This is a genomic window from Shewanella fidelis ATCC BAA-318 (assembly GCF_000518605.1).
In the GTDB taxonomy this organism is placed as follows: domain Bacteria; phylum Pseudomonadota; class Gammaproteobacteria; order Enterobacterales; family Shewanellaceae; genus Shewanella; species Shewanella fidelis.
In genome coordinates this window covers 55,473-73,076 of the sequence record NZ_KI912458.1, presented here as the reverse complement: position 1 = coordinate 73,076, position 17,604 = coordinate 55,473, and the positions used below count along the sequence as shown (strand labels likewise).

The 17,604-nt window shown below is 47.3% G+C and carries 4 protein-coding genes; all 4 read left to right on the top strand.

Going from position 1 to position 17,604, the window contains the following annotated elements; all coding sequences use genetic code 11:
• Nucleotides 1-50 precede the first annotated feature (50 nt).
• Genes L884_RS0113785 through pfaC form a run of 4 tightly spaced genes read left to right on the top strand, consistent with a single transcriptional unit; the run spans nucleotide 51 to nucleotide 17,378 of the window.
• The gene (locus L884_RS0113785) at nucleotides 51-917 is read left to right on the top strand and encodes a helix-turn-helix domain-containing protein (RefSeq protein WP_028768042.1); all 867 of its coding nucleotides are present in this window, start codon (nucleotides 51-53) and stop codon (nucleotides 915-917) included.
• Nucleotides 917-9,220 (top strand): eicosapentaenoate synthase subunit PfaA, encoded by an 8,304-nt coding sequence (gene pfaA, locus L884_RS22110; protein WP_037410968.1) that lies wholly within the window; start codon nucleotides 917-919, stop codon nucleotides 9,218-9,220. The genes L884_RS0113785 and pfaA overlap by 1 nt, the downstream gene beginning before the upstream one ends.
• Nucleotides 9,220-11,520, top strand: a complete 2,301-nt coding sequence (locus tag L884_RS22105) for a PfaB family protein (protein WP_051435635.1) — start codon at nucleotides 9,220-9,222, stop codon at nucleotides 11,518-11,520. Before pfaA ends, L884_RS22105 begins: the two co-directional genes overlap by 1 nt.
• A complete protein-coding gene (pfaC, locus tag L884_RS0113770) occupies nucleotides 11,520-17,378 on the top strand; it encodes an eicosapentaenoate synthase subunit PfaC (RefSeq protein WP_028768041.1) in 5,859 nt (1,952 codons plus the stop codon). Before L884_RS22105 ends, pfaC begins: the two co-directional genes overlap by 1 nt.
• Nucleotides 17,379-17,604: the final 226 nt, after the last annotated feature.

Genomic DNA, 17,604 nt, shown 5'->3' with positions numbered 1-17,604 from the left:
CATATCGTTATTCAGTCCCAACAGATTATTAACGGATACCCGCTAAACTGATGGCAAAAATTAATAGCGAACACTTAAATGAAGCCAATATTTCTTCGAATAAGTGTACGCAAATAGAAAATGAAGCTAGGCATCGCAATGCCACAACCACGCCGGAGATGCGCCGATTTATACAAGAGTCGGATCTCAGCGTGAGTCAGTTGTCGAAGATTTTAAATATCAGTGAAGCCACCGTCCGTAAGTGGCGCAAACGCGACTCTATCGAAAACTGCCCCAATACCCCACATCACCTCAATACCACGTTAACGCCATTACAAGAATATGTGGTGGTTGGTTTGCGTTACCAATTGAAGATGCCGTTAGATACCTTATTGAGGGCAACACAAAAATTTATTAATCCCAATGTTTCGCGTTCTGGACTAGCAAGGTGTTTAAAGCGTTACGGCGTATCCCGCGTCAGCGACATAGAGAGCCCAAGTGTGCCTATGCGTTACTTTAACCAGTTACCAGTCACTCAAGGTAGCGATGTACAAACCTATACCTTGCATTATGAAACACTGGCTCAAACCTTAGCCCTACCAAGCAACGACGGCGACAATGTGGTGCAGGTGGTGTCACTTACCATTCCACCGAAATTAACCGAAGAAGCGCCCAGCTCAATTTTGCTCGGAATAGATCCACACAGCGATTGGATCTATCTCGACATATACCAAGATGGCAATACACAAGCCACGAATCGATATATGGCCTACGTACTCAAACATGGGCCATTCCATTTACGAAAGTTACTGGTACGTAACTATCACACCTTTTTACAGCGCTTTCCTGGTGCGGCGCCAAACCGTCGCACCTTTAAAGAAATGCCTGAAACAATCAACAAGACGCCTGACACTCAGGCACCCAGCGGAGACTCATAATGAGCCAGACCTCTAAACCTACAAAATCAGCAAAAGCGACTGAGCAAGCACAAGACTCACAAGCTGATTCACGCCTAAATAAGCGCCTTAAAGATATGCCTATCGCTATCGTAGGCATGGCAAGTATCTTTGCCAACTCTCGCTACCTAAATAAGTTTTGGGACTTAATCAGTGAGAAAATCGATGCGATTACTGAGTTGCCATCGACGCACTGGCAACCAGAAGAGTACTATGATGCCGATAAAACTGCGGCAGACAAAAGCTACTGTAAGCGTGGTGGCTTCCTACCGGAAGTTGACTTCAATCCCATGGAGTTTGGCCTACCACCAAACATTTTAGAACTTACCGATTCATCACAGCTGTTATCGCTGATCGTTGCTAAAGAAGTGTTAGCCGACGCAAATCTACCTGAAGATTACGACCGAGATAAAATTGGTATCACCTTAGGTGTTGGTGGCGGTCAAAAAATTAGCCACAGCCTAACAGCACGTTTGCAATACCCAGTATTGAAAAAAGTATTCGCAAACAGTGGTATAAGTGACACTGACAGCGAAATGCTGATCAAAAAGTTCCAAGACCAATACGTGCACTGGGAGGAAAACTCATTCCCGGGCTCTTTAGGCAATGTTATTGCTGGCCGAATCGCTAACCGTTTTGACTTTGGTGGTATGAACTGTGTAGTTGATGCCGCATGTGCCGGCTCATTGGCTGCGATGCGCATGGCGCTTACTGAGCTGACTGAAGGTCGCTCTGAAATGATGATCACAGGTGGTGTATGTACCGATAACTCACCATCTATGTATATGAGCTTTTCAAAAACGCCTGCCTTTACGACTAACGAAACCATTCAACCATTTGATATCGATTCAAAAGGCATGATGATCGGTGAAGGCATAGGTATGGTGGCGCTAAAACGCCTAGAAGATGCCGAGCGAGATGGTGACCGAATTTACTCAGTTATTAAAGGTATTGGTGCCTCATCTGACGGTAAGTTTAAATCTATCTACGCTCCCCGTCCGTCGGGCCAAGCCAAAGCACTTAACCGCGCGTATGATGACGCCGGTTTTGCGCCGCATACTTTAGGTCTGATTGAAGCTCACGGCACAGGCACAGCAGCCGGTGACGCAGCAGAATTTGCCGGACTTTGCTCTGTGTTTGCTGATGGCAACGATACCAAGCAGCACATTGCACTAGGCTCAGTTAAATCGCAAATTGGCCATACTAAGTCAACTGCAGGTACCGCAGGCTTGATTAAAGCAGCTCTTGCTTTGCATCACAAAGTACTGCCGCCAACCATTAACGTCAGTCAGCCAAGCCCTAAGCTTGATATCGAAAACTCACCGTTTTACTTAAACACTGAAACCCGCCCATGGCTGCCACGTGTTGATGGTACGCCACGCCGCGCTGGTATTAGCTCATTTGGTTTTGGTGGCACCAACTTCCACTTTGTACTTGAAGAGTACAAGCAAGAACACAGTCGCGATGACAGCGAAAAAGCCAAATATCGTCAACGCCAAGTCGCACAAAGCTTCCTTGTTAGCGCAAGCGATAAAGCATCGCTAGTTAACGAGTTAAACACGCTAGCAGCCTCTGCAAACCAAGACGAGTTTATTCTCAAAGATGCAGCAGCAAACTATGGTATGCGTGAGCTTGATAAAAATGCGCCACGTATCGGTTTAGTTGCAAATACCGCTGAAGAGTTAGTAGGCCTAATTAAACAAGCGCTTGCTAAACTCGCGAGCAGTGACGATCACACTTGGCAGCTACCTGGTGGCACTAGCTACCGCGCCGCAGCAATTGAAGGAAAAGTTGCCGCACTGTTTGCAGGACAAGGTTCACAATACCTCAATATGGGCCGCGAGCTGGCTTGTTACTACCCTGAGATGCGTCAGCAATTTGTATCTGCTGACAAAGTTTTTGCCGCAAATGATAAGACACCACTTTCTCAAACTCTGTATCCAAAGCCAGTATTTAATAAGGATGACTTAAAAGCCCAAGAAGCGATTCTGACCAATACCGCCAATGCCCAAAGTGCCATCGGCGCAATTTCAATGGGTCAATACGCCTTATTCAGCGCTGCAGGTTTTAATGCCGATATGGTAGCGGGTCATAGCTTTGGTGAATTAAGCGCACTGTGCGCTGCAGGTGTTATCAGCTCTGATGATTACTATAAGCTGGCCTTTGCCCGTGGCGATGCCATGGCGACTAAAGCTGAAGCCAAAGACGGCGTTGAAGCTGATGCAGGTGCCATGTATGCAATCATCACCAAGAGTGCTGCTGATCTTGAAACCGTTGAAGCCACTATCGCTAAATTTGATGGTGTAAAAGTCGCTAACTATAACGCGCCAACGCAATCGGTAATCGCAGGTCCAACAGCAACTAGCGCTGATGCGGCTAAAGCACTTAGTGAGCTTGGTTATAAGGCAATAAGCCTGCCGGTATCAGGTGCATTCCATACCGAATTGGTTGGTCATGCCCAAGCACCATTTGCTAAAGCGATTGATGCAGCCAAGTTTAGTAAAGCCAGCCGTGCCCTTTATTCAAATGCAACTGGCGGGCTCTATGAAACCACAGCCGCAAAGATTAAAGCCTCGTTTAAGAAACATATGCTTCAATCAGTACGCTTCACTAGCCAGCTTGAAGCCATGTACAACGACGGTGCCCGCGTATTTGTTGAGTTTGGACCAAAGAACATCTTACAAAAGTTAGTTCAAGGTACTCTAGCCAATACCGAACAAGAAGTATGCACCATCTCTATCAACCCAAACCCTAAGGGCGATAGTGATCTGCAGCTTAAGCAAGCGGCAATGCAACTGGCCGTATCAGGCATAGTGCTAAGTGAAATTGACCCATATCAAGCTGATATTGCCGCACCGGCGAAGAAGTCTCCTATGAGTATTTCACTGAATGCTGCAAACCATATCAGCAAAGCGACTCGTGCAAAAATGGCCAAGTCTTTAGAAACTGGCACTGTAACCTCACAAGTTGAGCGAGTAGTTGAAGAAAAAGTGGTCGAAGTTGAAAAACTTGTTGAAGTCGAAAAAATCGTAGAGAAAGTGGTTGAAGTCGAAAAGGTTGTAGAGGTTGCAGCCCCGACTAATACAACTCAAGCCACCTCTGTTGTCGATCCCCGTATAGAGAGCCAAATCGTGTCTAAAAATAGTAAGCCAGCAACTCATAGCGTTAGCGGTGATGCATTAACTCATTTCTTTGCAGCGCAGCAACAAACGGCGCAGTTACATCAGCAGTTCTTAGCGATCCCACAACAATATGGCGAGACTTTCACAGCATTAATGACTGAGCACGCTAAGTTAATTAGTTCTGGTATTGCTATTCCTGATAGCCTACAGCGCTCAATGGAGCAGTTCCACCAGTTACAGGCACAAACATTACAAAGCCACACTCAGTTCCTTGAGATGCAAGCTGGCAGCAATATTGCGGCATTAAACCTGCTTAATGGCGGCCAAGCAACTTACGCTGCAGTTATTCACAATCAAGCGATTCAAAGCCAAGTTGCAGCTCAACCTGCGATTGTAGCGCCAGTTAACAATGCGCCAGTGCAGTCAACTCAAGCTCCGCAATCACAATCTGCACCAGTAACGGCACCGACACAGACAGTAGCTGTACAACCAGCTCCTGTGGTAAATGCACCAGCAACACAAGTTGTCAGTCAAGCCGCCCCTGCTCAAGCTGCTATTGAACCCACTCATGCAAGCGCAGCATCCCCAGTTGTCGACATTAGCTCAGATTCAGCCTTGAGCGCTGCAAAGGTTCAAGCCACCATGCTTGAAGTGGTTGCCGAAAAGACTGGCTACCCAACAGAAATGCTAGAGCTTGAAATGGATATGGAAGCCGACTTAGGCATCGACTCTATCAAGCGCGTAGAAATTCTTGGCACAGTACAAGATGAGTTACCGGGTCTACCTGAACTGAGTCCAGAAGATTTAGCTGAGTGTCGCACCCTTGGCGAAATCGTGGCGTACATGAACTCTAAACTGGCTGACGGCTCTGAGCTTTCTACAAGTGTCGCTGAAGGCGCAACGCTTTCATCAGCATCTGCAGCGACCATGAGTGATAGCGCCGCGGCGGCTGTTAATATTAGCGCTGACAAGGTACAGGCTACTATGATGTCAGTGGTTGCAGAAAAGACTGGCTACCCAACGGAAATGCTAGAGCTTGAAATGGACATGGAAGCCGACTTAGGCATCGACTCTATCAAGCGTGTTGAAATTCTTGGCACAGTACAAGATGAGCTACCGGGCCTACCTGAACTTAGCCCTGAGGATTTAGCTGAGTGTCGCACCCTTGGCGAAATCGTGACGTACATGAATTCTAAACTCGCTGATGGCTCTGCTAATACAAGTGCGGCTGCGGCGCCTCAAGCTGCTGCGACACCTGTCACGAATAGCCTCTCTGCGGAGAAAGTTCAAAAGACCATGATGTCAGTGGTTGCCGAAAAGACTGGCTACCCAACGGAAATGCTAGAGCTTGAAATGGATATGGAAGCCGACTTAGGCATCGACTCTATCAAGCGCGTAGAAATTCTTGGCACAGTTCAAGATGAGCTACCGGGCTTACCTGAGCTTAACCCTGAAGATCTAGCCGAGTGTCGTACCCTTGGTGAAATCGTGGCGTACATGAACTCTAAGCTATCTACAAGTGCCGCTGAAGGCTCTGCTAATACAAGTGCCGCTGCGGCGCCTCAAGCTGCTCCGACTCCAGTCGCGAATGGCCTCTCTGCACAGAAAGTGCAAAGCACTATGATGTCTGTGGTTGCTGACAAAACCGGCTACCCAACAGAAATGCTAGAACTAGGCATGGATATGGAAGCCGACTTAGGCATCGACTCTATCAAGCGCGTTGAAATTCTAGGCACAGTTCAAGATGAGCTACCGGGCTTACCTGAGCTTAACCCTGAAGATCTAGCTGAGTGTCGCACTCTTGGCGAAATCGTGGCGTACATGAATTCTAAACTGGCTGACGGGTCTAAACTGTCTACAAGTGCCGCTGAAGGCTCTGCACTTTCATCTGCGACGATTGCACCAGCTGTAAATGGTCTAAGCACAGAGAAAGTACAAGCAACCATGATGTCTGTGGTTGCTGACAAAACCGGCTACCCAACAGAAATGCTAGAACTAGGCATGGATATGGAAGCCGACTTAGGCATCGACTCTATCAAGCGCGTTGAAATTCTTGGCACAGTACAAGATGAGCTACCGGGCTTGCCTGAGCTTAACCCTGAAGATCTAGCTGAGTGTCGCACTCTTGGCGAGATCGTGGCGTACATGAACTCTAAACTCGCTGACGGCTCTAAACTGTCTACAAGTGCCGCTGAAGGCTCTGCGCTTTCATCTGCGACTATTGCACCAGCTTTAAATGGTCTAAGCACAGAGAAGGTACAAGCAACCATGATGTCTGTAGTCGCAGAAAAAACAGGCTACCCAACTGAAATGCTAGAGCTAGGCATGGATATGGAAGCCGACTTAGGCATCGACTCTATCAAGCGTGTAGAAATTCTTGGCACAGTTCAAGATGAGCTACCGGGCTTGCCTGAGCTTAACCCTGAAGATCTAGCTGAGTGTCGCACTCTTGGCGAGATCGTGGCGTACATGAACTCTAAGCTGGCTGAAGGCTCTCAACTGGCTGAAGGCTCTCAACTGGCTGAAGGCTCTAAGCTGTCAACAAATACAGCTGACGGCGCTGCTAATACAAGTGCAGCAAATGCTGCAAAGCCAGCTGCTATCTCGGCAGAGGCAAGAGTGGAGCTTCCTCCTCATAGCGAGGTGGCGCTAAAAAAGCTTAATGCGGCGGACAAGCTAGAAAATTGTTTCGCCGCAGACGCAAGTGTTGTGATCAACGATGATGGTCACAACGCAGGTGTTTTAGCTGAGAAACTAATTAAACAAGGTCTTAAAGTTGCCGTTGTGCGTTTACCGAAAGGTCAGCCTCAATCGCCACTTTCAAGTGACGTTGCCAGCTTTGAGCTTGCCTCAAACAAAGAGTCTGAGCTTGAAACTAGTATTACTGCGGTTATCGCACAAATTGAAGCTCAGGTTGGCAAAATTGCTGGCTTTATCCACCTGCAACCAGAAGCTAATACTGCCGAGCAAACAGCAGTCAACCTAGATCCGCAAAGCTTTACACACGTGAGCAATGCGTTCTTATGGGCAAAACTGTTGCAACCAAAATTAGTTGCAGCAGCAGACGCGCGCCGCTGTTTTGTAACAGTAAGCCGTATTGACGGTGGCTTTGGCTACTTAAATACGGATGCTCTACAAGGAGCAGAACTTAACCAAGCAGCACTGGCAGGCTTAACTAAAACCTTAAGCCATGAATGGCCACAGGTGTTCTGTCGCGCGCTAGATATTGCCACAGATGTTGATGCAAGCCATCTTGCTGATGCCATCACCTGTGAACTATTTGATAGCCAAGCTCAGCTACCTGAAGTCGGCTTGAGCTTAATTGAAGGCCAAGTTAACCGCGTAACACTGGTTGCTGGAGAGGCCGCTAATAAAACCGCACCAGCCGAGTTAAATAGCTCAGATAAAATACTGGTGACCGGTGGCGCAAAAGGGGTGACATTTGAATGTGCGCTAGCTTTAGCGGCTCGCAGCCAATCACACTTTATCTTAGCGGGTCGCAGCGAGTTACAAGCATTACCAAGCTGGGCTGAAGGTAAACAAACTAGCGAGCTAAAATCTGCGGCAATCGCGCATATTATCGCAAGCGGTCAAAAGCCAACGCCAAAACAAGTAGAGGCCGCGGTGTGGCCGGTGCAAAGTAGCATTGAAATCAACGCTGCCTTAGCCGCCTTTAGCGAGGTTGGCGCTACAGCTGAATATGTCAGCATGGATGTGACCGATAGCGCAGCAATCAAAGCGGCACTTAATGGTCGCTCGAATGAGATCACCGGTCTTATTCACGGTGCAGGCGTGTTAGCCGATAAGCATATTCAAGATAAAACCCTTGCAGAACTTGCACGTGTTTACGGTACTAAAGTTAACGGCCTAAAAGCATTACTAGCAGCGCTAGAGCCAAGTAAGCTTAAGTTACTTGCTATGTTCTCATCTGCTGCAGGTTTCTACGGCAACACAGGTCAAAGCGACTACGCGATGTCGAATGACATTCTTAACAAGGCAGCATTGCAGTTCACTGCTCGCAACCCACAAGCTAAAGTCATGAGCTTTAACTGGGGGCCTTGGGACGGCGGTATGGTAAACCCTGCACTTAAAAAGATGTTTACTGAGCGCGGTGTATACGTTATTCCACTCAAAGCGGGCGCAGAGTTATTTGCCACCCAGCTATTAGCTGAAACTGGCGTTCAGCTGCTGATTGGTACGTCAATGCAAGGCGGTAGCGATACCAAAACAACTGAGACTGCTTCTGTAAAAAAGCTTAATGCGGGTGAGGTGCTAACGGCATCGCATCCGCGTGCTGGTGCACAAAATTTACCTTTGCAAGCGGTAACCGCAACGCGCACATTAACCCCTAGTTCGATGGTCTTCATTGAAGATCACCGCATTGGCGGTAACTGTGTGTTGCCAACGGTATGCGCCATCGACTGGATGCGTGAAGTTGCAAGCAACATGCTTGGCGCTAAAGTTAAGGTACTTGATTACAAGCTATTAAAAGGCATTGTATTCGAGACTGATGCGCCACAAGAATTAACCCTTGAGTTAACGCCAGTTGATGCAAACCAGCCGACACTGCAAGCATTAATCAGCAGTAACGGCCGTCCGCAATATAAGGCGACACTTGTCAGTGATAATGCCGATATTAAGCAACATAACAAGCAGTTTGATTTAAGCGCTACGGCAATGACTACAGCTAAAGAGCTTTATAGCAACGGTACCTTGTTCCATGGAACGCGCTTACAAGGCATAGATTCTGTAACACGTTTCGATGATCAAGGCTTAATTGCCAAAGTCGTCCTGCCTAAAGTTGACCTAGCAGATTGTGGTGAGTTTAAAGCGCAAACCCATGTTGGCGGTAGTCAGCCATTTGCTGAAGATTTGCTGCTACAAGCCATGCTAGTGTGGGCTCGCCTTAAAACTGGCGCAGCAAGTTTGCCATCAAGCATCGCTGAGTTTACCTCATACCAACCTATGGCATTTGGAGAAACTGGCGTTATTGAGCTTGAAGTGATTAAACACAGCAGCCGCTCACTCGAAGCAAACGTTGCGCTATACCGTGATAACGGTGAGTTAAGTGCCATGTTTAAGTCCGCTAAAGTCACTATTAGCAAAGGTTTGAACTCAGCATTTTTACCTGCTGCGCTCATCACTGATAGTGAGGCTAAATAGTGGAACAAACGCCTAAAGCTAGTGCGATGCCGCTGCGCATCGCACTGATTTTACTGCCAACGCCGCAATTTGATCTTAGCACTGTTGAGCCATCAGTATTAGCCAACTATCAAACGCTGCAGCCAGAGCTAATCCCTCTGCTTAAAGCGGATGCGCCAGCTGATATGATGAGTATCACTATCTCTGATGACAGTGATACCAATAACTTTGAGTCGCAGCTAAACGCTGCGACCGAAGCGATCAACAATGGCTACATGGTTAAGCTGGCTACTGCGACTCATGGTTTGTTAATGCTACCTGCTTTAAAAGCGGCGCAAATGCGGATCCATCCTCATGCACAGCTTGCTGCTATGCAACAGGTTAGCCAAGTTGATGTTAACGAACAGCCATTTCAGCCCGGCTCTCACGCGCTAAATCAAGCCCTTGATCAAGCATTAAACCAAGCTAAACGTAACTTAAGCGATGTCAGCCTGAATGAGTCTTTTGAAGCGCTTAATAGTAAACAACAGTTCACTGCGGTCTATTCACTTATTCAACGGCTTGCTAGCCGCACCCATGTAAGAAAAGCTGTCGAGCTCGGCCCTAAACAGGCTAAAAGCCATTACTGGTTTAGCGAATTTCATCAAAATCGTGTTGCCGCAATCAACTTTATTAATGGCCCACAAACAACCAGTTATGTGCTCACCCAAGGCTCAGGTCTGTTAGCACCAAAGTCGATGCTAAACAGCCAAAGATTGATGTTTGTGTTACAGGGCAATAATCAGCAACAAATTGCAGCATCAATAACTTTGTTAAAACAGCAATTAGACAGCGTACAGATAACAGGTTCTGATGAGCTTTATTTAGAGCAGCAAAAAGTGCTACTTGGCATAATGCAAGACAATTTAATTGATGCAGCCAAACTCATCGAGAGCGATAATAGCAGCGCTTATCATGCCGTCATTCAAGCAAGCTCTGTGAGCGCGGCAAAACAAGAGTTAGCTGCGCTTAACGACGCATTGCCATCGCTTTTTGCTGAGCAAGCAGACTCCAGTTTAACCAGTAAAGGTTTAATTCAATACAAAACTCCGGCGGGCAGTTACTTAACCCTTACACCACTAGGCAATAGCAATGACCACAGCCAAGCGGGTCTCGCATTTGTCTATCCAGGTGTAGGAACGGTATATGCCGATATGCTTAATGAGTTGCATCAGTACTTCCCTGCTCTTTACGCCAAACTTGAGCGTGAAGGCGATTTAAAGTCGATGCTACAAGCTGAGCATATTTATCACTTAGATGCTAAACATGCCGCCAATATGAGCTTAGGTGATTTAGCCATTGCTGGCGTAGGTAGCAGCTACTTGTTAACTCAGCTACTAACCGATGAGTTTAATGTTAAGCCTAATTTTGCGTTAGGTTACTCTATGGGTGAAGCCTCAATGTGGGCAAGCCTTGGCGTATGGCAAAACCCCCATGCACTGATCAGCAAAACCCAAACCGACCCGCTATTCACTTCAGCTATTTCCGGCAAGTTAACCGCGGTTAGACAAGCTTGGCAACTGGATGATGCCGACGCTGAGATCCAGTGGAACAGCTTTGTGGTTAGAAGTGACGCGGCGCCAATTGAGGCATTGCTAGAAGATTATCCCCACGCTTACCTCGCGATTATCCAAGGCGATACCTGTGTAATTGCAGGTTGTGAAACTCAGTGCAAAGCATTACTTGCGGCGCTGGGTAAACGTGGCATTGCAGCAAATCGCGTCACTGCCATGCATACGCAACCAGCGATGCAAGAGCACCAAAATGTGATGGATTTTTATCTGCAACCACTAAAAGCAGATCTTCCTCGTGAAATCGGCTTTATCAGCGCAGCAGATCTGCAACAGTCGCAAGAGTTCAGTGTCAGCCACTGCGCACTCAATAGCCAAGTGGTAGCAAAGTCGATTGCCGACACGTTTTGCCAGACATTAGATTTCACCGGGTTAGTTCATTACGCCCAAGAGCAAGGCGCTAAGCTTTTTGTTGAGATCGGTGCTGACAGACAAAATTGCACCTTAATAGACAAGATCGCTAAACACGATGGCGCCAACGAACCACAACGTCAGCCTTGCTGCACCGTGCCTATGAACGCAAAAGGTAGCCAAGATATTACTAGCGTGATTAAAGCCATTGGCCAATTAATTAGCCACCAAGTGCCATTATCGCTGCAACCATTTATTGATGGACTCAAACGTGAACAGGCTAGCTGTCAATTAAAACTAGCCAATGACACAACCGCCGCAGCGTCAAACGAACATCATATACTGAGAGAGGAAGTCTAATGTCGTTACCAGACAACACTTCTACGCATACTTCAAGTAAGCAGGCTTCACATCCCAGCAAGCAAAGTAAAATTGCCATTGTTGGCTTAGCAACACTCTACCCCGATGCTAAAAGCCCACAAGAGTTCTGGCAAAACTTGCTTGATAAACGCGATTCTCGCAGCACCTTAACCGATGAAAAGCTCGGTGCGAGTTGCAGCGACTATCAAGGCGTACAAGGCCAATCAGACCGCTTTTATTGCAATAAAGGCGGCTATATTGAGAATTTTCAATTTAACCCTGCTGGCTACAAGTTGTCAGAGCAGAGCTTACAAGGCTTAGATGACAGCTTTCTGTGGGCGCTAGATACCAGTCGCAACGCGCTGATTGATGCCGGAGTTGATATCCATAGCGCTGATTTAAGTCGCGCAGGTGTAGTGATGGGCGCATTGTCGTTCCCAACTACCCGTTCTAACGATCTATTCTTGCCGATTTATCACCGCGCCGTTGAAAAAGCGCTACAAGATAAACTCGGCGCAAAAGCATTTAAGTTAAGCCCAACCAATGCCCATACTGCTCGCGCCGCAAATGAGAACAGTCTTAATGCTGCTAATGGTGTCATTGCTCATAACAGCTCAAAAGTGGTTGCCGATGCACTGGGTCTTGGCGGCGCACAGTTAAGCCTTGATGCCGCCTGTGCAAGTTCAGTGTATTCGTTAAAGCTGGCGTGTGATTACTTAAGCACAGGCAAAGCCGACATCATGTTAGCTGGCGCGGTATCGGGCGCGGATCCTTTCTTTATCAATATGGGGTTCTCGATTTTCCACGCTTATCCAGATCACGGTATTTCGGTGCCATTTGATGCCAACAGTAAAGGCTTATTTGCCGGTGAAGGCGCTGGCGTATTAGTGCTTAAACGCCTTGAAGATGCTGAGCGCGACAATGACAAAATCTATGCAGTGGTCAGTGGCGTAGGTCTATCAAACGACGGTAAAGGTCAGTTTGTACTAAGCCCTAACCCTAAAGGTCAGGTAAAAGCCTTTGAACGCGCTTATGCTGCCAGTGACATTGAGCCAAAAGACATTGAAGTGATTGAGTGCCATGCAACTGGCACGCCACTAGGTGATAAGATTGAGCTCACTTCAATGGAAACTTTCTTTGAAGATAAGCTGCAAGGCACTGACGCACCCATAATTGGATCTGCTAAGTCTAACTTAGGCCACCTATTAACTGCAGCGGGCATGCCGGGGATCATGAAGATGATCTTCGCTATGCAAGAAGGTTACCTGCCGCCAAGTATCAATATTAGTGATGCTATCGCTTCACCAAGAAAACTCTTTGGTAAAGCAACCCTGCCTAGCATGGTACAGGGCTGGCCAGATAAGCCATCGAATAATCATTTTGGTGTAAGACGTCGTCACGCAGGCGTCTCTGTATTTGGCTTTGGTGGTTGTAATGCTCATCTTTTGCTTGAGTCCTACAACGGCAAAGGCACTGTAACAACAGCAGCCACTCAAGCCCCACGTCAAGCAGGACCGCTAAAAGTGGTTGGTCTAGCCTCACACTTTGGCCCGCTTAGTAGTATCAATGCGCTCAACAACGCGGTGACTCAAAACGCTAACGGCTTTATCGAACTGCCGAAAAAGCGCTGGAAAGGCCTAGAGCAACACCGTGAGATCTTATCAGAGTTTGGTCTTGATGCTGCTCCAAAAGGTGCTTATGTCGATAACTTTGAGCTGGACTTTTTGCGCTTTAAACTGCCGCCTAACGAAGATGATCGTCTGATCTCACAGCAGTTAATGTTGATGCGAGTGACAGACGAAGCGATTCGTGATGCCAAGCTTGAGCCTGGGCAAAAAGTAGCGGTATTAGTGGCAATGGAAACCGAGCTTGAACTGCATCAGTTCCGCGGCCGGGTGAATTTGCATACTCAGCTAGCTCAAAGCCTCGCTGCTATAGGGGTAAGTTTTTCAACTGATGAATACCAAGCCCTTGAAGCCATCGCCATGGACAGCGTACTGGATGCTGCCAAGCTAAATCAGTACACCAGCTTTATTGGCAATATTATGGCGTCACGCGTAGCGTCACTGTGGGACTTTAATGGCCCAGCCTTCACAATTTCTGCTGCAGAGCAATCGGTGAGCCGCTGTATCGATGTGGCGCAAAACCTCATCATGGAAGATAACCTAGATGCGGTGGTGATTGCAGCGGTCGATCTCTCTGGTAGCTTTGAGCAAGTCATTCTTAAAAATGCCATTGCACCTGTCGCAATTGAGCCAAACCGCGACGCTAATAAGTGGAATGTCGGTGAAGGTGCCGGCGCGGTAGTACTGGTTAAAGACGAAGCAACATCGGGCTGCTCATACGGCCAAATTGATGCGCTTGGCTTTGCTAAAACTGCCGAAACAGCGTTGGCTACCGACAAATTACTGAGCCAAACAGCCACTGACTTTAATAGGGTTAAAGTGATTGAAACCATGGCTGCACCAGCAAGCCAAATTCAATTGACACCAATGCCAGACTCTCAAGTGACTCATACTGCTGCAGAGCAGCGTGTTGGTCACTGCTTTGCTGCTGCGGGTATGGCAAGCCTATTACATGGCTTACTTAACTTGAATGCCCTAGCCCAAACCAATACAGCCAATTGCGCGCTTATCAACAATATCAGTGAAAACCAATTATCACAGCTGTTGATTAGCCAAACCGCGAGCGAACAACAAGCGTTAACGGCGCGTTTAAGCAATGAGCTTAAATCCGATGCTAAACACCAACTGGTTAAGCAAGTCACCCTAGGCGGCCGCGATATCTACCAGCATATTGTTGATACGCCGCTAGCAAGCCTTGACGCGATTACACAAAAAATGGCGCAAGCGACAGCATCGACAGTGGTCAATCAAGCTAAACCAATTAAGGCTGCTGGCTCAGTCAAAATGACTGACTCAGTAGCACCACAAATAACAATTGCAGCACAACAGACTGCAAACATTGGCGTCACCACTCAGGCACCCAAACGTGAATTAGGTACCCCACCAATGACAACAAGTACAATAAGCAATTCAAGCAACAAGACTCTCAATACTGATTCTGGCGATCTCGCTAGTTTTCAACACAATCAGCAACTCACTCAGCAAGCTCATTTAGCCTTTTTAGAAAGCCGTAATGCCGGCATGAAGGTCGCTGACGCGCTGTTAAAACAACAACTCGCACAAATCACTGCTCAGACAAATAGCCCTGCCGTTACCGCAAGCGCAGCAGCAATGGTTAGCAGCCCAAGCCAAACAGCTGCAGTAGCTAGCAGTGTAGTTGAACTCAAGCCAGATCACGCTAACGTGCCACCTTACACGCCGCCAGTGCCTGCACTCAAGCCATGTATCTGGAACTATGCCGATTTAGTTGAGTACGCAGAGGGCGATATCGCTAAAGTATTTGGCAGTGATTATGCCATTATCGACAGCTACTCACGCCGCGTTCGCCTGCCGACCACAGACTACTTACTGGTCTCGCGCGTCACTAAGCTTGATGCGACCATGAATCAATTTAAACCTTGTTCAATGACGACTGAATACGACATCCCTGTCGATGCGCCGTATCTAGTTGATGGACAAATTCCTTGGGCGGTCGCGGTAGAGTCAGGCCAATGTGACTTGATGCTGATCAGTTACTTAGGCATCGACTTTGAGAACAAAGGTGAACGAGTTTATCGTCTACTCGATTGTACTCTAACCTTCTTAGGCGATTTACCACGTGGCGGCGATACACTGCGTTACGATATTAAGATCAACAACTATGCCCGTAATGGCGACACCCTGCTGTTCTTCTTCTCTTATGAGTGTTTTGTTGGCGACAAGATGATCCTCAAGATGGATGGCGGCTGTGCTGGCTTCTTCACTGACGAGGAGCTTGCCGACGGTAAAGGCGTAATTCGTACCGAAGAAGAGATTAAAGCCCGCAGCCTAGTGCAAAAGCAGCGCTTTAACCCGCTACTTGATTGCCCAAAAACTCAGTTTAACTATGGCGATATTCATAAGCTATTAACTGCTGATATTGAAGGCTGTTTTGGTGCTAGCCATGCAGGAGCCCACCAGCCGTCACTTTGTTTTGCATCTGAAAAGTTCTTGATGATTGAACAGGTCAGCAAAGTTGATCGCACGGGAGGTACTTGGGGACTTGGCTTAGTAGAAGGTCACAAACAACTTGAAGCAGATCACTGGTACTTCCCTTGTCACTTTAAGGGCGACCAAGTGATGGCAGGCTCATTAATGGCCGAGGGCTGTGGTCAGCTATTGCAGTTCTATATGCTGCACCTTGGTATGCATACCCAAACTAACAACGGTCGTTTCCAACCACTTGAAAACGCCTCACAGCAAGTACGCTGTCGCGGTCAAGTTGTACCGCAATCAGGCGTGTTAACTTACCGTATGGAAGTCACTGAAATTGGTTTCAGCCCACGCCCATATGCTAAAGCTAACATAGATATCTTGCTTAACGGCAAAGCGGTGGTGGATTTCCAAAACCTAGGGGTGATGATTAAAGAGGAAGATGAGTGTACTCGTTATCCGCTTTTGACTGAATCAACACAAGCGCCTGCGGCTTCTGGCAAAAAAGAGTACCAGCCAGCATCTGTCAATGCGCCATTGATGGCACAAATCCCTGATCTGACGAAACAGCCAAACAAGGGGGTTATTCCAATTTCCCATGTTGAAGCACCAATAACGCCAGACTACCCTAACCGAGTGCCGGATACCGTCCCCTTTACCCCGTATCACATGTTTGAGTTTGCTACCGGTGATATCGAAAAATGTTTCGGCCCTGAGTTCGCTATCTATCGCGGCATGATCCCACCGCGTACACCATGTGGTGACTTACAAGTGACCACGCGTGTGATTGAAGTTAACGGTAAGCGTGGCGACTTTAAGAATCCGTCATCATGTATTGCAGAATATGAGGTACCTGCAGATGCGTGGTATTTCGATAAAAACAGCCATGGCGCTGTGATGCCGTACTCGATTTTAATGGAGATCTCACTGCAGCCTAACGGCTTTATCTCAGGTTACATGGGTACCACCTTAGGCTTCCCGGGGCTTGAGCTATTCTTCCGTAACTTAGACGGTAGTGGAGAACTACTACGTGAAGTTGACCTACGTGGTAAAACCATACGTAACGACTCTCGCTTATTATCAACCGTGATGGCTGGCACTAACATCATTCAAAGCTTTAGCTTCGAACTGAGCACTGACGGTGAACCTTTCTATCGCGGCACAGCCGTTTTTGGTTACTTCAAAGGCGAAGCGCTTAAAGATCAGTTAGGTCTAGACAACGGCAAAGTCACGCAGCCTTGGCATGTGGCTAACGGTGTCCCTGCAAACACTAAAGTGAACCTACTAGATAACAACTGCCGCCACTTTAATGCCCCAGCAGGCAAGCCACATTACCGCCTAGCAGGTGGACAGCTTAACTTTATTGACAGTGTTGAAATTGTTGATAATGGCGGCACAGAAGGTCTAGGTTACTTGTACGCTGAGCGCACTATTGACCCGAGTGATTGGTTCTTCCAGTTCCACTTCCACCAAGATCCGGTTATGCCAGGTTCACTTGGTGTTGAAGCGATTATTGAAACCATGCAAGCTTACGCTATTAGTAAAGACTTGGGCGCGGGTTTCAAAAATCCTAAGTTTGGTCAGATTTTATCGAACATCAAGTGGAAGTACCGTGGCCAAATCAATCCGCTGAACAAGCAGATGTCGATGGATGTCAGCATTACTTCTATCAAAGATGAAAATGGTAAGAAAGTCATCACAGGTAATGCCAGCTTGAGTAAAGATGGTCTGCGCATATACGAAGTATTCGATATAGCCATCTGCATCGAAGAATCTCTTTAAACCGAAGCGAGTGACTGGCTATTTTACTCAATTTCTGTGTCAAAAGTGCTCACCTATATTCATAGGCTGCGCGCTTTTTTCTGGAAATTGAGCAAAAGTATCTGCGTCCTAACTCGATTTATAAAATGATTTAATAACAACTAGCTGCGTTCTAAACCATTAAAACGCGAATGAATTAGATCAAGAATACAGTTAAAAGAATAGATAAGAGCTGATAGCTCAATAA

Bases quoted from the DNA above. Each gene is read 5' to 3' on its own strand.
- L884_RS0113785 (WP_028768042.1), top strand. From the start codon at position 51: ATGGCAAAAATTAATAGCGAACACTTAAATGAAGCCAATATTTCTTCG.
- pfaA (WP_037410968.1), top strand. From the start codon at position 917: ATGAGCCAGACCTCTAAACCTACAAAATCAGCAAAAGCGACTGAGCAA.
- pfaC (WP_028768041.1), top strand. From the start codon at position 11,520: ATGTCGTTACCAGACAACACTTCTACGCATACTTCAAGTAAGCAGGCT.